Genomic DNA, 16,831 nt, shown 5'->3' on the forward strand with positions numbered 1-16,831 from the left:
CCGCCGCACCTGCGGCAGCGTCGGTCCGGGCGGCGCCACCCCGGACGTCGTCAGCGCGCGAGGAACCCCAGGAGGTCGTGCCGGGTGAGCACCCCCACGGGGTCGCCGTCCTCCACGACCAGGAGCGCGTCGGCGTCGTGCAGGGCGGCGCGGATCGCCTCCACGCCCTCGCCGGCGCCGATCAGCGGGAACCGCTCCCCCATGTGCGCGTCGACGCGGTCGGCGAGCGACGCCGCGCCCGAGAACACGGCGTCGAGCAGCTCCCGCTCGCTCACGGAGCCCGCGACCTCACCGATCTTCACCGGCGGCTCCGCGCCGACGACGGGCATCTGCGAGACGCCGTACTCCCGCAGGATCTCGATGGCGTCCCGCACCGTCTCGCCCGGGTGGGTGTGCACCAGGTCGGGCAGGCGGCCGCCCTTGGCCCGCAGCACGTCGCCCGCGGTGACGCCCTCCTCGTCGGGCAGGAACCCGTACGACCGCATCCACGCGTCGTTGAAGATCTTCGAGAGGTAGCCACGACCGCCGTCCGGCAGGAGCACGACGATCACGGCACGCGCCGCGGCCTGCGGGTCCTCGTCCTCGAGGCGACGCGCGAGCCGCAGGGCCGCCTCGACCGCCATGCCGCACGACCCGCCGACGAGCAGACCCTCCTCGCGCGCGAGGCGCCGGGTCATCGCGAAGGAGTCGGCGTCGCTCACGGCGATGATCTCGTCGGGCACCGACGGGTCGTACGCGGCGGGCCAGAAGTCCTCCCCGACACCCTCGACGAGGTACGGCCGCCCGTCGCCCCCCGAGTAGACCGACCCCGCCGGGTCCGCCCCCACGACCCGCACCGGCCCACCGTCGGACGCCGCACGCCCGGCCGACGCCTCGTGCAGGTAGCGGCCCGTGCCCGTGATGGTGCCGCCCGTCCCGACGCCCGTGACGAAGTGCGTCACCCGGCCGTCGGTGTCGGCCCACACCTCCGGACCCGTCGTCTCGTAGTGCGAGAGGGGACCGTTGACGTTGGCGTACTGGTTGGGCTTCCAGGCACCGGGGATCTCCCGGGTGAGGCGGTCGGAGACCGAGTAGTAGGAGTCGGGGTGGTCGGGCGCGACGGCGGTGGGCGTCACGACGACGCGTGCCCCGTAGGCCGTCAGCACGTCCCGCTTGTCCTGGCTCACCTTGTCCGGGCAGACGAACACGCACTCGTAGCCCTTGCGCTGCGCGACGAGCGCGAGGCCGACGCCGGTGTTGCCCGACGTGGGCTCGACGATCGTCCCGCCGGGGCGCAGCTCGCCGGACGCCTCGGCGGCCTCGACCATCCTCAGCGCGATCCGGTCCTTCACCGAACCGCCGGGGTTCATGTACTCGACCTTGGCGAGGATCGTCGCCGACAGGCCTTCCGTGACGCGGGCGAGCCGGACGAGCGGGGTGCCGCCGACGAGCTCGGAGACGTGCTCTGCGTATCTCATCCCTCGATCATCCCCGATCGGCTCCGGCGCGGAGCCCCGCGCGGTGCGTCGCACGGCGCGAGCTCGCCCGGCGGGAATTCCCGTACGGTGTAGAGCGTTGGACCGTCCGACCGTTCCCCGACCGGAAGGCGTCCCCGTGCTCCCAACCGCCGCTCACGACGTGCCCGCGCGAACCGCCCTCGATCCCGGCCCCACCACGACGGCAGAGGCACCGGTGGTCCCCCCGCTGCCGCCGCTGACCGACCAGGCCGAGCGCCTCGTCGGACTCGGCGTCGTCGCGAGCGCCGGGCTCGCCGCCGACGCCGTGCGGGCCTCGGCGACGCGCTCGAGGCGGCCGCCCCGCCCGGATCGCTCCTCGTCGTCGACCCGGCCCTCGCGCCGCCGTCCACGCTGGCGCCGCTCCTGCGCCTCCCCGTCCGCGGCGCGCGAAGGAGGGCTTCGTCGTCGTCGACATGGACGACGTGGACCGCTTCGCCCCCGTCGACGGCCTCGCCGTCCCGCACGGCCCGCTCTACGCCGTGTCGGGCGTCGACCGCGGCGACGACCTGGCGAGCTGGTCGCCCGACGAGGCGCTGCCCGAGCTCACCGGCCGCGGCCGCACCCCGCTGCTCCTCGCCGAGGGCATCCACTGGGCGCTGCAGGTGCCGCAGGTCGTGGCGCGCAACCACTGCTTCATGACGGTCGGCTCGCGCCTGCGCCGGCCGGACGGTCGGCTCGACGCGCGGACCCCGGCGATCTGGGTCTCGAACGGCACGGGCCGCGACGGCCGGGAGCGCCGCGGTGCGCCGAAGGTCGGGTGGTGCTGGGCGGGCAACCGGCACACCTGGCTCGGCTTCGCGTCCGCCGCGGCACGTCACGGGACACCGGCCTGACACGACAGGACGGGCCCGGTCGAGACGCCTCGACCGGGCCCGTCCCGCGGGCTGGCTCGCTCAGCCGAGCAGGCCGAGGAGCGCCACGACGACCACGACGGCACCGAGCGCCACGACCACGGCGGGCCGGCCTGCTGCCTCGCGCGCCGCGGCCCGCCCCATGGCGGCTCCGAGGCGCCCGTGATCCCGGTGACGACCGCCGCGCCGAGGACCAGGCCGGCGCCGCCCGTCGCCCCGGCGTCCTCGAGCTGCGCCGCGAGGCCGCCCGCGAGGAGCGACCCCCACAGCGCGCCGGCGACCAGCCCGAGCGCGGCGAAGACGAGCGCGGCACGGCCCTCGGACGCACCGCGCGAGACCCGGGCGCCGAGCCACGCGACGGCGGTGCCCGCCGTCGGCACGCTGACGACGAGGAGCAGGGCGACGAACGGCAGCCACGCCGGCGGCGCACCGGAGAGGACCATGTAGAGGACCTGGACACCGAGCATGGCCGCCGCGGCGACCACGAGCCCGGCCACGACGACGGGCACCCGCGGCGGGAGGTCCTCCGCCGCGGGTGCCGGTTCGCGAGACGTGCGCGCCACCGTCAGTCGCTGCTCTGCAGGATGGCGAAGAGGCGCAGGAACTCGAGGTAGAGCCAGATGAGCGTGACCAGCAGGCCGAACGCGGCCGACCACGCGAACTTGGCCGGGACGCCGCCCTCGACGCCGCGCTTGATCGAGTCGAAGTCGACGATGAGCGACGCGGCCGCGAGGCCGACGGCGACGAGGCTGATGACGATGCCGAGCGTGCCGCCGCGCAGCCCCCAGCCGTCGAGCGCGCCGAACATGAGCAGCACGACGTTGACGAGCGAGAACGCGAGGTAGCCGACCATCGCGATGAGCAGCCAGCGCGTGAACTTCGGCGTGACCCGGACCTTGCCGGAGCGGAAGAGGAAGAGCGCCGCGGCGAAGGTGGCGACCGTTCCGACCACGGCGGACGGGACGACCCCGTCGTAGAAGCTCTCGTAGTAGGCGCTGATGCCACCGAGGAACACGCCCTGCGCGACGGTGTACAGCGTGATGAGCAGCGGGCTCGGGTTGCGCTTGAACGCGTTGACGAGACCGAGGACGAGGCCGACGATCGCGCCGATCGGCCAGATGCCCGGCACGGTGACCCAGGTCGCCGCCGCGACGACGACGAGCAGCGCGAGCAGCCCGCCGGTCTTCATGATCACGTCGTCGTACGTGAGGCGCTTGGTGTCCGCCGTCGTGGCCGACGGCGCGTCGTACATCTGGTTCAGGGTCGCGGCGTCGGCGGTCTGCGCGCCGTGCTGGCCCCACTGCGCCCCCTGCGGCGGCGTGCCGTAGGCCGGAGCCCCGGCCTGGCCCTGCGGCGGGGTGCCGTAGGCGGGCTGCTGCTGGGTGGCGGCACCTCCCCGCCGGTTGCGCGGGTCCCCGAAGACCGCACTGTTGTTGAAGACGGGGTTGCTCATGAGCTCCTCCTGGTCGCGGCGTCCACTCTTGCAGCGGGCCTCGTCATCGGCGTTCCTGCCTCGAGTCGGGTGTCGCTGGCCGTGCGTTCATCCTAGGGAACGTGCGACCCGTGGTCACTGTTCCCGGCCAGGCCGGGGCAGATCCGCCGCACGTCTCGCCCCGCCGGCGGACCCGACGGCGGCCGGCGCCCTCCGCGTGGCGCACGCCCGGGCCGCGGCGTACGCCGCGCGACGTACGGCCGGCCCTCCCGGCAGGCCCGCAGATACGCCGGAAGAGGGCTGCCCGGCGCCGGACCCCGCGCATAGGCTCGAGACGAACTCGGGAAAGAACCTGCGACGCACCCCGCGGAGCGCGAGCCCGCGGACATCCCACCCTGGAAGGGGCGAGCCATGATCGAAGCACGCGGCCTGACCAAGCGGTACGGGCCCAAGACGGCGGTGGACGGCGTCTCGTTCACCGTCCGCCCCGGCACCGTCACCGGATTCCTCGGCCCGAACGGGGCCGGCAAGTCCACCACCATGCGCATGATCATGGGGCTGGACCGGCCGACCGCCGGCACCGTCACCGTCAACGGACGCCCGTACGCGCAGCACCGCTCCCCCCTCACCGAGGTCGGCGCCCTGCTCGACGCGAAGGCCGTCCACACCGGGCGCACCGCCTACAACCACCTCCTCGCGATGGCCGCGACGCACGGCATCCCCACCAAGCGCGTCGACGAGGTCATCGACATGACCGGTCTGCAGTCCGTCGCGAAGAAGCGCGTCGGCGGCTTCTCGCTCGGCATGGGCCAGCGCCTGGGCATCGCGTCCGCACTCCTCGGCGACCCGAAGACGCTCATCCTCGACGAGCCGGTCAACGGCCTCGACCCCGAGGGCGTGCTGTGGGTCCGCAACCTCGCCAAGTACCTCGCGTCCGAGGGCCGCACGGTCTTCCTCTCGAGCCACCTCATGAGCGAGGTCGCGCTCACCGCCGACCACATCGTCGTCATCGGCAGGGGCCGCATCATCGCGGACGCCCCCGTGAGCGACATCGTCGACGGCGCGCAGCAGCGCACCGTGCGCGTGCGCACCCCGCACGCGACGCAGCTCGCCGAGCTCCTCACGCGCGACGGCGCCACCATCACGAGCGACGAGCCGAGCCTGCTCGTCGTCTCCGGGGCCGACGCGGCCGGCATCGGCGAGCTCGCGGCCGCGAAGGGCTTCGTGCTGCACGAGCTCACGCCGGTCACGTCCACGCTCGAGGACGCCTACATGGCGCTGACCGCCGACGCGTCGAGTACCAGACCGAGTCCGCGCAGGCCCACGTGGGCCACGGCGCCGCGGGCGCGGCCCCTGCCGCGGGTGCGCCCGCCCAGACCTTCGAAGGAGCACAGCGATGACCGCCACCGCCGTCGCCCAGGGTCCGGCCGCGACCCGCACCTCGCCCTACCGCCTCTCCTTCGGCCACGTGCTGCGGGCGGAGTGGATCAAGTTCCGCACGCTGCGCTCGACCGCGTGGACGCTCGCGATCACCGTCGTCGTCATGGCGGCGATCGCCCTGATGTTCGCGGCGCTCATGTCGTCCTCGCCGACGACCCCGAGCTGGCCGCGGGCTCCGGCGGCCTCATGCCGGGCGTGATGATCGTGACGTTCGGCTACTCGTTCGCCCAGCTCGTCGTCGCGGTGCTCGGGGCGCTGACCATCACCGGCGAGTACTCCACCGGCATGATCCGGTCGACGTTCAGCGCGGTACCGACGCGCCTCCCGGCGTTCGCCGCCAAGTCGATCGTGCTCGCCGTCGTGACGTTCGTCGTCTCCGCGCTCGGCGTCGTCGCCTCCTACCTCGTCGCCCTGCCCTTCCTGTCGGGCACCTCGCTCGAGGTCGACCTCGGGGCCGAGGGCACGATGCGCGCGTTCATCGGCACGCCGCTGTACCTGGCGGCGATCGCCGTGCTCTCCGTCGCGCTCGGCGCGATCATCCGCAACTCGGCCGGGACGATCTTCGGCCTCGTCGCGCTGCTGCTGGTGGTCCCGTCGATCCTGCAGGCGATCCCCACGGACTGGGTGCGCGACCTCGCGCAGTTCCTGCCCAGCACCGCCGGCGAGCGCCTCGTGATCGGCGACGCGATGAACGGCATGGGCACCGAGTTCATCCTCGGCCCGTGGCAGGGCTTCGCCGTCCTCGTCGGGTGGGTCGTCGTGGCCTGGGCCGTCGCGGCGGTCGTGCTCAAGCGCCGGGACGCGTGAGCCTGCCCGCCACCACCCCGCCGACGCCGGACGAGCAGGCCGCTCGTCCGGCGTCGGCCACGGCGCGCCCGGACACGCCCGCGCCCGCGACCGCGGGCGTCGACGCGCCGCACGACGTGCCGACCGACGCCGCGGACGGGGAGCCGACGGTCGCGACCGTCCTCCCGCCGCGCCGCGGACCCGAGCCCTTCACCGAGCTCGACGCGCGCCGTCTCGGTCCGGTCCGGCGCTACTTCGCGCGGCACCCGCGCGTCATGGACTGGGTCGTCGTCGCGGTGTTCGCGATCCCCGGCATCCTCTACGCCGTCCTCAGCCCGGAGGAGCGCGGGTCCGACCTCGCGATGCTCGCGTTCGTCCTCGCGGGCGGCACCGTGCTGCTCTGGCGACGCCGCCGCCCCGTCGCCGTCGCGCTCGCCACCGCAGGGCTCGGGGTCGCCGCGATCGCCGTCACCGGCGACACCGCCGGGTTCGAGGTCGCCGCCATGTTCGCGACGTACGCCGTCGCGGCCGCCCGCTCGCCGCGCGTCGCCTGGCCGGCGCTCGCCGCGCTCGTCCTGCCCCTGTCCGCCGCCACCCTCCTGTGGTACGACGTCATCACCACCGCGGACGGCGAGATGCTGCGCGAGAGCGTCACGCCGGGACAGCTCACCGTCGACCGCATGGTCAGCATGCTCATGACGGCGATCCTGTGCCTCGTCGCCATGGCCATCGGCTCCAACGTGCGCGCGCGCCGCCAGCACGTCGCCGACCTCGTCGAGCGCGCCAACTCCATCGCGCGCGACCGCGACCAGCAGGCGCAGCTCGCCGTCGCCGCCGAGCGCACCCGCATCGCGCGCGAGATGCACGACGTCGTCGCCCACTCCCTCACCGTGATGGTCGCGCTCGCCGACGGCGCCAAGGCGTCCGGCGCCAAGGACCCCGAGCTCGCCGGCCACGCGCTCGACGAGCTCACCGCCACCGGGCGCGCCGCGCTCGCGGACATGCGGCGCGTGCTCGGCGTCCTGCGCGACCCCGCGACCGGCGAACCGTCGGCCGCGCCGCTCGCGCCCACCGACGACGTCGAGGAGCTCGAGGACGTCGTCGAGCGCTTCCGGACGGCCGGCCTGCCCGTGCGGCTCGTCCGGCGCGGGCCGCAGCCGCGGCCCGGGCCCACCGTGCGCCAGGCCGCCTACCGCATCGTCCAGGAAGCCCTGACGAACGTGCTGCGGTACGCGCCCCTGTCCCCCGTCGTCCTCGTCGAGGTCGTCCGCTGGGATCGGAGCCCCTCCCGCGAGGGTGACTGGCTCGAGCTGCGCGTCGTCAACCGCTCCGGCCGTCGCCCCGGCGAGGGCGCCGACGCGGACGAACGCGCCCTGCCGCCGTCCGTCGCGGCGCACCACCCGGCAGGTGTCCCGATCGGCACCGGACGCGGCATCATCGGCATGCGCGAGAGGGCCGCCGTGCACGGAGGGACCGTGACGGCGGGGCCCGTCGGCGACGGCTGGGAGGTCGTCGCGCGGCTGCGCCTCGACAGGGAAGGACACCGATGACCGCCACGACCACGGGCGACGGGACGCACGACGGTCACGAGCCGCCCCGGGCGCCGATCCGCGTGCTGCTCGTCGACGACCAGGCGCTGCTGCGCATGGGCTTCCGCATGATCCTCGCCGCCGAGGACGACATCGAGGTGGTCGGCGAGGCGAGCGACGGCGAGACCGGCATCGCCCAGGCCTCCGCGCTGCGACCCGACGTCGTGCTCATGGACGTGCGCATGCCCGGCACCAACGGCATCGAGGCGACCGCGCGCATCGTCGACGCGCAGCCCTCCTCGCGCGTCGTCATCCTCACGACCTTCGACCTCGACGAGTACGCCTTCGCGGCCCTGCGCGCCGGGGCGAGCGGGTTCCTGCTCAAGGACGCCAAGCCCGGCGAGCTCGTCGGCGCGATCCGCGCCGTCGCGAGCGGGGACGCCGCCATGTCGCCGCGCATCACCCGCCGCATGCTCGAGATGTTCGCGGGCCAGCTTCCGGCCGACGGCGCCGGTCCCGCCGCCGCGGCGCCGAGCGGCCGCGACGACCCGCGTCTCGCCGAGCTCACGGCACGCGAGGTCGAGGTCTTCGAGGCCCTCGGCGAAGGTCTGACCAACGCCGAGATCGCGGAGCGGTTCGTCCTGTCCGAGGCGACCGTCAAGACGCACGTGGGCCGCGTGCTCGGCAAGCTGGGCCTGCGCGACCGGGTCCAGGCCGTCGTCCTCGCGTACGAGACGGGCGTGGCGCGCCCCTCCTGATCGGTCGCCTCGGGCGGCCTGTGGTTGCGTCCGGGTGGGCCGGGGCGGGGTCGTGCCGGGTCGCCTCGAGCGGCCTGTGGTTGCGTCCGGGTAGGCCGGGGCGGGGTGGTGCCGGGTCTACCATCCGCCGCTCGTGCCTCGCGGCTCCCGCCAGACCCGCCACGACCCGGCACCACCCCGCCCCACCCCACCCTCGTCCGTCGTGGCACCGCCCGCACCGCAGCACGGCCGTCCTGCCACGCCCATCGTCACCGTGGTCGGTGACCGGCGGCCAGCGCACCGGTCGTCGGGGTGACGGTCCGGACGAGCGGACGGTGCGGGGTCGGATGCGAAGGGCGTAGAGCCGCACGCGGGAACCGACGGCCGACCGCCCGGGGTGACGGTGCGGCAGCCCGAGCACCGACGGTGCACCGTCCGCGGACCTGACCAGCAGCGGCGCGCAGCCCGAGCACCGACGGCGCACCGTCCGCGGACCCGGCCACCGACAGACGGCGACCGGGTCCGCGGACAGGTCAGGCGGTCGGCTGGGCCGCGTGGCGGCCGACCGGGGTGGCGTCGTCGGTGTCGGTGGCGTCGCCGTCGGGCGTCATGGGCGTCGAGGACTCGAGCTCGCGGGCGGCGCGCTCGGCCCGGCGCGTGCGACGCCGCTCGCCGCGCCGCTCGACGAGCGTATAGATCACGGGGACCACCACGAGCGTGAGGAGCGTGGAGCTCACGAGCCCGCCGATGACGACGAGCGCGAGCGGCTGCGAGATGAAGGCGCCGCCGCCGGTGATGCCGAGCGCCATCGGGGTGAGGGCGAAGATCGTCGCGAGCGCCGTCATGACGATCGGGCGCAGGCGCTGCCGGGAGCCTTCCAGGACCGCGTCGTCGAGCGAGCGGCCCTGCTCGCGGTACTGGTTGATGAGGTCGATGAGCACGATCGCGTTCGACACCACGATGCCGACGAGCATGAGCATCCCGATGAGCGACGGCACGCCGAGCGGCGTCGAGGTCGCCAGCAGCAGGAGCAGGGCTCCGGTCGCGGCGAACGGCACCGAGACGAGCAGGATGAGCGGCTGCACCAGCGAGCGGAACGTCGCGACCATCACCACGTAGACGATGAGGATCGCGGCGAGGAGCGCGAGGCCGAGGTCGGCGAACGCCTCCTCCTGCTGCGCCGCGACACCGCCGATCTCCACGGTCGCGCCCGCCGGGAGGTCGAGCTCGTCGACGGTCTGCGTGAGCGCCGCCGTCAGCGCCCCGAGGTCCTGGCCCTCCGGCGTCACGGACACGGTCGCGCTGCGCTCGCCGCCCATCCGGGTGATCGACGTGGGCGACGCGACCTCCTCGACCGTCGCGACCTGCGTGAGCGGGACGGGGCCGGCGGCGGTCGGTACGACGAGCGCCTCGAGCTCGGCCACGGTGGCCGGACCCTCACCCTGCGAGACGACAACGTCGACCGGGCCGTCGCCGAGGTCGACCGTGCCGATCGGGCGCGGCGACATGACGGACGCGACGAGGCCGGAGAGCTGGGTCTCCGTCAGCCCCGCCGCCGTCGCGGCCTCGCGGTCCACGCTCACCTGGACGGTGCTCTGCTCCGCGGCGAGGTTGTTCGTCACCTCGAGCGCGCCGTCGGTCGCGGCCGCGGCGTCCTGGACCTGCTGCGCGGCGTCGGCGAGCGCGTCGGGGTCCGTCGTGCGGACGACGAGGTCGACGGTCGAGCTGCCCATGAGCGCCTCGCCGCCGGCGACCGTGATCTCGCTCGTGGCCTCGGTGCCCAGCCCGGCCACGGCGTCGCGCACGACGCCCTGCGCGGTCGTCCCGTCGGCGTCCTCCGCGAGCGTGACCGCGAACGTCGCCTGCGGCGTCGAGCCGCCACCGAGGAACGCCGCGCTCGCGGCGTCCGCCTGGCCCACGGTGGTCTGGACGGTCTCGACCTCGTCGAGCTCGAGCAGCGCGTCCTCGACCACGCGCGCGGCCTCGTCCTGCGCGGCGAGCGTCGTGCCCGGGGCGAACGACTCGGTGACGGTGAGCGTGTCCTGCCCGGAGTCGCCGAGGAAGTTGGTCTCGAGCCGCGGCACGAGCGCGAGGGTGCCCGCGAGCACGAGGACGGCGACGCCGAGCGTCACGAGCGGGCGACGCAGCGCCCCGCGCAGCGTGGGCATGTACGCCCGCTGCCAGACGCCGCGGCGCTCCTTCGCCTCGGCCTCGGCGCGGGTGCGCTCCGCGACCCCGGCGGCCCGGGCCACCGACTCCGGCGACCCGTCGTGCTCGACGACGCCCTTCGGCGGCCTGATGAACCAGTACGCGAGCACCGGGACGATGGTCAGCGCGACGAAGAGCGAGGCGAGCATCGCGATCGCGACGGTCACGGCGAACGGCCGGAACAGCTCGCCGACCATGCCGCCGACGAGCGCGATCGGGGCGAACACTGCGACGGTGCAGACCGTCGACGAGGTGATCGCCCCGCCGACCTCGCGCACCGCCGTCACGATCGCCTCGCGCTTCGGCTCGCCGTAGGACAGGTGCCGCTTGATGTTCTCGATGACGACGATGGAGTCGTCGACGACGCGCCCGATGGCCACGGTCATGGCGCCGAGCGTGAGGATGTTCAGCGTGTAGCCGGTCACGTCCATGACGACGAACGTCACGCACAGCGACAGCGGGATGGAGATCGCGGAGACGAGCGTCGAGCGGACCGACGTGAGGAACAGCAGGATGACGACGACGGCGAAGACGAGCCCGAGCCCGCCCTCGGTCGCGAGGCCCTCGATGGACTCCTCGATGAACGGGGCCTGGTCGAACACGACGGCGACGCGCACGCCCTGGTCGGCCAGCGCCGCGTCGAGGTCGTCGAGCGCGTCCTGCACCGCGTGGGAGATCTCCACCGTGTTGCCCGCGGGCGTCTTGGTGACGGCGACCGCGAGGGAGGGCGCGCCGTCGAGCCGCGAGTACGACGTCGGGTCCGCGTCCACCGCGGCGACCGACGCGACGTCCGCGAGCGGCACGACCCCCTGCGTACCGCGGAGCGGCAGCGCCGCGAGCTCCTCGACGGAGGTGACCTGCGACCCGATCTGGACGGTGAGCTCCGTGTCGCCCTCGACGACGGTGCCGCCGGGGACCAGGACGCCGTTGTCCTCGAGGAGCGAGGACACGTCGCCGGCGGAGACGCCGGACGACGCGAGCGCCTGGGGGTCGAGGTCGACACGGACCTCGCGGTCCGCGACGCCGGTGACCGCCACCGACCGGACCTCGTCGATCTCCTCGAGACGCGGCACGAGGACGGACTCGACGACGGCCCGAGCTCGGCGGTGTCGAGGGCCGCGTCGTCCGCCGCGTCGTCCGCCGCGCCGTCGGTGCCCTCGGCGCCCGCGGCGGCGAGCTGGATCACCGGCAGGTCGTCGACCGACCCGGTCACGACCTGCGGCTCGACGTCCGCGGGGAGCTGGTTCTGGATGCGCGTGACCGCGGTCTGCAGCTGCTGGCTCGCCGCGTCCATGTCCGTGCCGTAGTCCAGCTCGACGGTCGTCACGGACAGGCTCGTCGACGCGGTCGAGCTGATGTCGGCGACGCCGTCGACGGCCTGGACGGCCGCCTCGACCGGCTCGGTCACCTGGTCCTCGACGATGTCCGGCGCGGAGCCGGGGTAGACGGCGACGACCGCCGCCGCGGGGATCTGGAGCGAGGGGATGAGCTCCTGCTTGAGCGAGCCGAGGCTGAGCACCCCGAAGACGGCCGCGGCGACCGCGATCAGGGCGACGACGGCGCGGTTCGCGAGCGACGTCCGGGCGAGGTGGAGCACGAGGCCTCCAGGGCGAGCGGGGGTGGGCCACGACGTCGTCGTCGATGTTTAGCCTAACGCTAAGCATCCCGGACGGGTTCCGGCTAGGGTCGAGGCGTGGATGGCGGGACGCCGCGGCGGGGCGAGCGGGACGAGCGCGAACGGGACGAGCGCGAGCGGCTCGCGGCGGGCATCGACGGTGCCGGCCGGGCGCTCGGCGAGCTGTTCCTCGCGCAGCGTCTCGAGCCGTTCCTCAGCACCCGCCTCACCGTGGTCCAGCTGCGCGCGCTCGCCGTGCTGCAGGTCGACGGGCCGAGCGGGGCGCACCACCTCGCGGACGTGCTCGGGGTGTCGGCGGCGACGGTCTCCGGCATCGTGGACCGGCTCGTCGCGGCGGGCATGGTGGAGCGCCGGCCCGACCCGCAGGACCGCCGCGTGCGCCTCGTCGCGACGACGCGGCGCGGCGCCGACGCCGTGCGGGAGCTCGCGGCGCGCGAGGAGCCGACGCAGCACCTCCTCGAGCGGCTCGACCTCGAGGACCTGCGTGCGCTCGCGCGAGGCGTGGACGCGCTGCTCGCCGCCGCGCACGACGAGCTGCGGGACGAGCCGGACGGCCGGGACGGTGGGGGCGACGAGGACGTCCCGGACCTCGCCTGAGCCCTCCTCAGACCTCGCCGAGCGCCTCGTCGGGCGAGCCCTCCACCGCGCGGGCGCGCCGGTCCCACCGCGACCACAGCACGCGCTCGCCGATCTCGCCCGCCATGCGGTGGGCGGTGGCGAGGAACACGACCACCCCGAGGACGAGCACGCCGGCGCCGACCCAGAACGGCGCGGTGGGCGAGACCGGGTGGAGCAGGCCGGCGATCACCGGCGCCGGCGCGGCGAAGCCCCAGCGCACGAGGTTGAACGCCCCGGTGGTCACGCGCCGGTCGGGGTCGCCGAGCGCGAGGGACAGGTCGGTGAGGTTGGCGTTCGCGACACCCATGCATACGCCCGACAGCACCACCACGACGACGGACCCGACGGTGCCGAGGTCGAGCGCGAGCAGGACCAGCGCCACGAGCACGCCCAGGACGGCGAGGCCGAGCGTCTGCACCGCACCCACGCGGTGCGCGAGCCGGTGCCCCACGACGAGGATGCCCACCGCGAGCCCGACCCCCCAGGCCGTGAAGACGAGGCCCAGCGGGACGACGGCGAGACCGAGGAACACGGGCGTGTAGCCGAGCACGACGAAGAAGCAGAAGTTGTACGCCGCGGTGACGGCCGCGAGCGCGAGGAACCCGGGCCTGCGGAACAGCCGGAACACCTGGCCCACGCGCAGCGTCGCCGGCCTCGCTGCCGGGTCCTTCAGGCGCGTGGCCGACACGAGCAGCGCGACGAGCATGAGGACGCCGCACGCGAGGAAGGGCACCCGCCAGGAGATCCCGCCGAGCAGCCCGCCGAGCAGCGGGCCGACGGCGAAGCCCAGGCCGACGCAGGTCTCGAAGAGCCCGACGACCCACTCGCGGTCGCGCGCGAGCGAGACGAGCAGGACCATCGCCGTCGCGAAGAACATGGCGTTGCCCAGGCCCCACAGGCCGCGGAGCGCGGCGAGCTGGCCGATCGTGCTGCTCAGGGCGGCGAACCCGGCCGCGACCGCGACGAGCGAGACGCCGGCGACGAGGATCTTCTTGTAGCCGAACCGGCCCGTGGCCATGACGGCGGGGATCATGCCGAGGGCCATGACGGCGATGTACGCGGTGAACAACAGCTCGATCTGCCATGTCGACGCCCCGATCTCCTCGCCGATGACGGGCAGGATCGGGTCGACGACGGCGATGCCCGCGATCGCGAAGAACGCCGTCAGCGCGGTGGCGTAGATCGCGGTCCGGTTCGGTTCGTCGCGCGCGGCAGCCACTCGTCCTCCTGCGGTCGGGATCGTCGTACGGGGCGCGCGTCGAGCCTGGGGCACGGTGTCGCACCGCAGTTGCCTGCATCTACCAGACAACTCGCTGTACGATACACCCATGTCCGTTGCCCGGGGAAACGATCGTCCGCGCGTCGCCGAGGACGCTGTGGCGACCGTCGAGCTGGAGGTGGCCCACCTCCTGCGCCGGGCGGAGCGCACGCGCACCACCGGGGAGCGCGGGGATCCGCGCCCGGACGGCTCGCTCGACCGGTCCGGCTACCTGCTGCTGCAGGCCCTGCGCATCCACGGGCCGCAGCACGTCACCGCCCTCGCGGAGCGCCTCGGCCTGGACGGGTCGACGGTCACGCGACAGGTCGTGGCGCTCGAGCGCGCGGGGCACGTGACCCGTGCGCGCGACCCGCTCGACGGCCGGGCCGTCGTCGTCGAGCCGACGAGCGCGGGCCTCGACCAGCTCGACCGCCACCGCACGGCTCGGTCGGCCGTGTACGCCGACGTCCTCGACGGGTGGTCACCGCTCGACCGCGCCCTGCTCGCGGAGCTGCTCGCGCGGCTCAACGACGACCTGGACGACTACCGCCGGCGCCGCGACGCCGACTGAGGCCGGGGCGCGTCTCAGGGCGCGGGCGGCAGGGCCCACCGGATGAGGCGGGTGACGAGCGCTCCTGCGGGCGCGGCCAGCGACCGGGGCACACGCACGTCGGGCATGCCCGCACGGGCCCAGTCCGGCAGGGACGCGAGCGCGGCGGCGGCGAGCCCCGCGTACACGGGCCGGACCGCGCGCGGCAGCGGGGGCTCGACGAGGAGGAAGCGGGCGGCGTCGCGCGCGGCATCGGTCAGCGCGAGGTCCGGCCGCGCGGCCTCGACCGCGGCATCGAGCTCGGCGCCCGTGCGCGGCACGTGCTCGACCCCCAGGCGCTGCCCGACCACGGCCGCCTGCGCGACGTAGTCGTCGCACCCGCGGGGGTCCAACGGGCGCCGCCCGTACAGCTGGTGCGCGACGAGGAAGCTCTGGGTCTCGGCGACGTGCACCCAGCGCAGGAGCCGCGGGTCCGCGGCCGCGTACGGGCGTCCGTCCGGGGCCGTCCCGCGGACCCGGTCGTGGACGGCGCGCACCGCGTCGACCGCGCGCTGCGCGTCGTCGGACGTCGCGAACGTCGTCGTCGCGATGAACGTCGAGGTCCGCTGCAGCCTCCCCCACGGGTCGCCGCGGTATCCCGAGTGGGCGGCGACGCCGGCCATCGCGAGCGGGTGCCAGCTCTGCAGGAGCAGGGCGCGCAGACCGCCCACGAACATCGACGCGTCGCCGTGGACGCGCTGGATCGGCGAGCCGGGCGCGAACCAGCGCGGCCCGGGGGTCTCGTGGATGCGCGCCCGCGTCGCGGTCGCGTCCGGACCGGCGACGCGCGCGAAGATCGCCGCGCCCGCCGACGTCCGAGCTCGCTCCAGCACCGGGACCATGACCCGATCATCACACCCGTCACGCCCGGCCACCGGACGGCGATGTGCAGAGAAGTCGCTGCAAAGAAACTCTTGCAAAGCTACCTTTGCGACTTTAGAGTCGACGCCATGAGCACCGAGGACACCCCCACCCCTGCCGCGGAAGGCCCCGCCTCGTCCGCGGAGCGCGTGCTCGGGCCCGAGCAGCTCAAGGCGCTCGCGCACCCCCTGCGGATCCAGATCCTCGACCTCCTGTCCTCACACGGGGCGCTCACCGCGAGCGGGATCGCAGACCTCGTGGGCGAGTCGAGCGGGTCGACGAGCTACCACCTCCGCCAGCTCGCGCGGCACGGCTTCGTCCAGGAGGTCCCCGGTCGCGGCACAGCACGCGAGAGGTGGTGGGAACGGCGTCCCGGCGGCTTCACCGTGGAGATGCCGGGGGATCCCGGCGACGTCGCCGCGACAACCACGACAGCGATGGTCAACCGCGAGTTCGAGAGCGCGCGTGCACGCAAGATCCAGGCCCTCCTCGAGCGCGGGCACGAGCTCGACCACCGCTGGCGCGACGCCTCTCGCCTGCAGACGGTCAGTCTCTGGCTGACCGCCGACCAGGCGAGCGAGGTCCTCGCCGCCTGGGACCGCTTCTCCGAGATCCTCGACCGCTACAAGGACCAGGACGACGCTCCCGGCGCCCGGCCCGTGCAGCTCCACTTCAACCTGTTCCCCCTCGTCGACGGCACGGAGAACCCCTCATGAGCGCGTACTCCCCCACCCTGCCCCGCACCGCCGAGCTGCGGGGCCTCGACCGGCACCTCGTCCGGCTCGGCTCCGCGCTCACCGCGCTCGGCCGGCGCCGCGCGGAAACGCGCAGCCGAGCCCTCGCGGCGGCGAGCGACCGCGCCGCGGCCCGGCCCGCGGTGGCCGCGTCCGGGCGCGGCACCTCGAGCGGCTGCGCGACAACGCCGCGCAGGTGCACCCCCTGCTCCTGCGCTGATCCCGCGCTGCGCGCGGGCACGTACCGACGCCGCGCGACGCGCCGCGTCAGGCGGCCAGCACCACCGCACCGCGCGACGTCGCCGCACCGCGCCGCGCCGGCGACGGTCCGGACAGCGCGTACACGCCGGCCGCGGGGCGCAGCTCCTCGCCCGTGCGCGCGACGAGGTCGAGGAGCCGGATCCCGAGCGCCGCGCAGACCGCGGCGAGCACCTCGGACGACGCCTCCTTCCGCCCACGCTCGACCTCCGAGAGGTAGGCCGTCGACACACGGGCCGCGGCGGCGACGTCGGCCAGGGTCCGCCCCTGGGAGGCGCGCGCTCGGCGGAGGATGCCGCCGATCACGTGGCGCAGCAGCGGTTCGGGCCGCTCGCGGGCCGCCGTGGTCCGTCGCTCGTCCATCGCCGCTCCCGTCCGCGCGTCGCCCGTCGACACGT

General features: G+C 74.7%; 15 protein-coding genes and 3 pseudogenes. 10 read left to right on the forward strand and 8 right to left on the reverse strand.

All coding sequences use genetic code 11. From position 1 onward, the window contains the following. Positions 1-50: 50 nt before the first annotated feature. Entirely contained in the window at positions 51-1,457 is a 1,407-nt protein-coding gene (locus BJF88_RS00705) for a cystathionine beta-synthase (RefSeq protein WP_075827374.1), read from the reverse strand. Positions 1,458-1,909: 452 nt separating this feature from the next. On the opposite strand from BJF88_RS00705, the gene BJF88_RS00710 reads away from it, so the two are divergent. Further along, positions 1,910-2,329 carry a DUF5701 family protein gene (locus BJF88_RS00710; RefSeq protein ID WP_255371611.1) on the forward strand — a complete coding sequence of 140 codons (420 nt, stop codon included), beginning with the start codon at positions 1,910-1,912 and terminating at the stop codon, positions 2,327-2,329. On the opposite strand, the gene BJF88_RS00715 is transcribed toward BJF88_RS00710, so the two are convergent. Both BJF88_RS00715 and BJF88_RS00720 read right to left on the reverse strand, forming a co-directional pair. Continuing rightward, positions 2,311-2,910, reverse strand: a complete 600-nt coding sequence (locus tag BJF88_RS00715) for a hypothetical protein (RefSeq protein ID WP_075827375.1) — start codon at positions 2,908-2,910, stop codon at positions 2,311-2,313. The two genes, BJF88_RS00710 and BJF88_RS00715, sit on opposite strands and share 19 nt — an antisense overlap. A 2-nt stretch (positions 2,911-2,912) precedes the next feature. Further along, entirely contained in the window at positions 2,913-3,800 is an 888-nt protein-coding gene (locus tag BJF88_RS00720; RefSeq protein ID WP_075827376.1) for a Bax inhibitor-1/YccA family protein, read from the reverse strand. A 390-nt stretch (positions 3,801-4,190) separates the two neighbouring features. On the opposite strand from BJF88_RS00720, the pseudogene BJF88_RS20705 reads away from it, so the two are divergent. From BJF88_RS20705 to BJF88_RS00745, 5 genes and pseudogenes are all read left to right on the forward strand, one after another. Beyond that, positions 4,191-5,179 (forward strand): annotated as a pseudogene (locus BJF88_RS20705) (ABC transporter ATP-binding protein). Continuing rightward, complete coding sequence (locus BJF88_RS22785; RefSeq protein ID WP_369824429.1) at positions 5,176-5,418, forward strand: hypothetical protein; 243 nt, start codon at positions 5,176-5,178, stop codon at positions 5,416-5,418. The pseudogene BJF88_RS20705 and the gene BJF88_RS22785 overlap by 4 nt, the downstream one beginning before the upstream one ends. Positions 5,419-5,441: 23 nt before the next feature. Beyond that, positions 5,442-6,026, forward strand: a pseudogene (locus BJF88_RS22790) (ABC transporter permease subunit); the annotation flags it as partial. After that, positions 6,023-7,555 carry a sensor histidine kinase gene (locus BJF88_RS00740; RefSeq protein WP_083648743.1) on the forward strand — a complete coding sequence of 511 codons (1,533 nt, stop codon included), beginning with the start codon at positions 6,023-6,025 and terminating at the stop codon, positions 7,553-7,555. The pseudogene BJF88_RS22790 and the gene BJF88_RS00740, both read left to right, overlap by 4 nt. Beyond that, a complete protein-coding gene (locus BJF88_RS00745; protein ID WP_075827378.1) occupies positions 7,552-8,292 on the forward strand; it encodes a response regulator transcription factor in 741 nt (246 codons plus the stop codon). The genes BJF88_RS00740 and BJF88_RS00745 overlap by 4 nt, the downstream gene beginning before the upstream one ends. A gap of 512 nt (positions 8,293-8,804) precedes the next feature. Here the strand turns inward: BJF88_RS00745 and BJF88_RS00750 are convergent. After that, on the reverse strand, positions 8,805-11,552 hold the full coding sequence (locus BJF88_RS00750; RefSeq protein ID WP_255371612.1) for an efflux RND transporter permease subunit: 2,748 nt from the start codon (positions 11,550-11,552) through the stop codon (positions 8,805-8,807). A 33-nt stretch (positions 11,553-11,585) separates the two neighbouring features. On the opposite strand from BJF88_RS00750, the gene BJF88_RS20715 reads away from it, so the two are divergent. Further along, the gene (locus tag BJF88_RS20715; RefSeq protein ID WP_255371626.1) at positions 11,586-11,786 is read left to right on the forward strand and encodes a hypothetical protein; all 201 of its coding nucleotides are present in this window, start codon (positions 11,586-11,588) and stop codon (positions 11,784-11,786) included. On the opposite strand, the pseudogene BJF88_RS20720 reads toward BJF88_RS20715, so the two are convergent. Then, a pseudogene (locus tag BJF88_RS20720) lies at positions 11,714-12,076 on the reverse strand (efflux RND transporter permease subunit); the annotation flags it as partial. The gene BJF88_RS20715 and the pseudogene BJF88_RS20720 sit on opposite strands and share 73 nt — an antisense overlap. 96 nt (positions 12,077-12,172) lie before the next feature. Here BJF88_RS20720 and BJF88_RS00755 point away from each other — a divergent pair. Further along, on the forward strand, positions 12,173-12,712 hold the full coding sequence (locus tag BJF88_RS00755; protein WP_075827380.1) for a MarR family winged helix-turn-helix transcriptional regulator: 540 nt from the start codon (positions 12,173-12,175) through the stop codon (positions 12,710-12,712). A 7-nt stretch (positions 12,713-12,719) separates the two neighbouring features. On the opposite strand, the gene BJF88_RS00760 is transcribed toward BJF88_RS00755, so the two are convergent. After that, entirely contained in the window at positions 12,720-13,952 is a 1,233-nt protein-coding gene (locus tag BJF88_RS00760) for an MFS transporter (protein WP_075827381.1), read from the reverse strand. A 157-nt stretch (positions 13,953-14,109) separates the two neighbouring features. Between BJF88_RS00760 and BJF88_RS00765 the strand changes: the two genes are divergently transcribed. Further along, on the forward strand, positions 14,110-14,562 hold the full coding sequence (locus BJF88_RS00765) for a MarR family winged helix-turn-helix transcriptional regulator (protein ID WP_255371613.1): 453 nt from the start codon (positions 14,110-14,112) through the stop codon (positions 14,560-14,562). 14 nt (positions 14,563-14,576) lie between these two features. Here BJF88_RS00765 and BJF88_RS00770 read toward each other — a convergent pair whose 3' ends face one another. Further along, on the reverse strand, positions 14,577-15,422 hold the full coding sequence (locus BJF88_RS00770; RefSeq protein WP_075827383.1) for an oxygenase MpaB family protein: 846 nt from the start codon (positions 15,420-15,422) through the stop codon (positions 14,577-14,579). 108 nt (positions 15,423-15,530) lie between these two features. Here BJF88_RS00770 and BJF88_RS00775 point away from each other — a divergent pair, with 108 nt between their 5' ends. Continuing rightward, a complete protein-coding gene (locus BJF88_RS00775) occupies positions 15,531-16,157 on the forward strand; it encodes a transcriptional regulator (protein WP_075827384.1) in 627 nt (208 codons plus the stop codon). A gap of 285 nt (positions 16,158-16,442) precedes the next feature. Here BJF88_RS00775 and BJF88_RS00780 read toward each other — a convergent pair whose 3' ends face one another. After that, the gene (locus BJF88_RS00780) at positions 16,443-16,796 is read right to left on the reverse strand and encodes a helix-turn-helix domain-containing protein (RefSeq protein ID WP_083648746.1); all 354 of its coding nucleotides are present in this window, start codon (positions 16,794-16,796) and stop codon (positions 16,443-16,445) included. Positions 16,797-16,831 lie beyond the last annotated feature (35 nt).

The sequence above is a fragment of the Cellulosimicrobium sp. CUA-896 genome, assembly GCF_001942335.1.
Classification (GTDB): Bacteria; Actinomycetota; Actinomycetes; order Actinomycetales; family Cellulomonadaceae; genus Cellulosimicrobium.

Bases quoted from the DNA above. Each gene is read 5' to 3' on its own strand.
- BJF88_RS00770 (WP_075827383.1), bottom strand. From the start codon at position 15,422: ATGGTCCCGGTGCTGGAGCGAGCTCGGACGTCGGCGGGCGCGGCGATC.
- BJF88_RS00720 (WP_075827376.1), bottom strand. From the start codon at position 3,800: ATGAGCAACCCCGTCTTCAACAACAGTGCGGTCTTCGGGGACCCGCGC.
- BJF88_RS00710 (WP_255371611.1), top strand. From the start codon at position 1,910: ATGGACGACGTGGACCGCTTCGCCCCCGTCGACGGCCTCGCCGTCCCG.
- BJF88_RS00745 (WP_075827378.1), top strand. From the start codon at position 7,552: ATGACCGCCACGACCACGGGCGACGGGACGCACGACGGTCACGAGCCG.
- BJF88_RS22785 (WP_369824429.1), top strand. From the start codon at position 5,176: ATGACCGCCACCGCCGTCGCCCAGGGTCCGGCCGCGACCCGCACCTCG.
- BJF88_RS00775 (WP_075827384.1), top strand. From the start codon at position 15,531: ATGAGCACCGAGGACACCCCCACCCCTGCCGCGGAAGGCCCCGCCTCG.
- BJF88_RS00705 (WP_075827374.1), bottom strand. From the start codon at position 1,457: ATGAGATACGCAGAGCACGTCTCCGAGCTCGTCGGCGGCACCCCGCTC.
- BJF88_RS00780 (WP_083648746.1), bottom strand. From the start codon at position 16,796: ATGGACGAGCGACGGACCACGGCGGCCCGCGAGCGGCCCGAACCGCTG.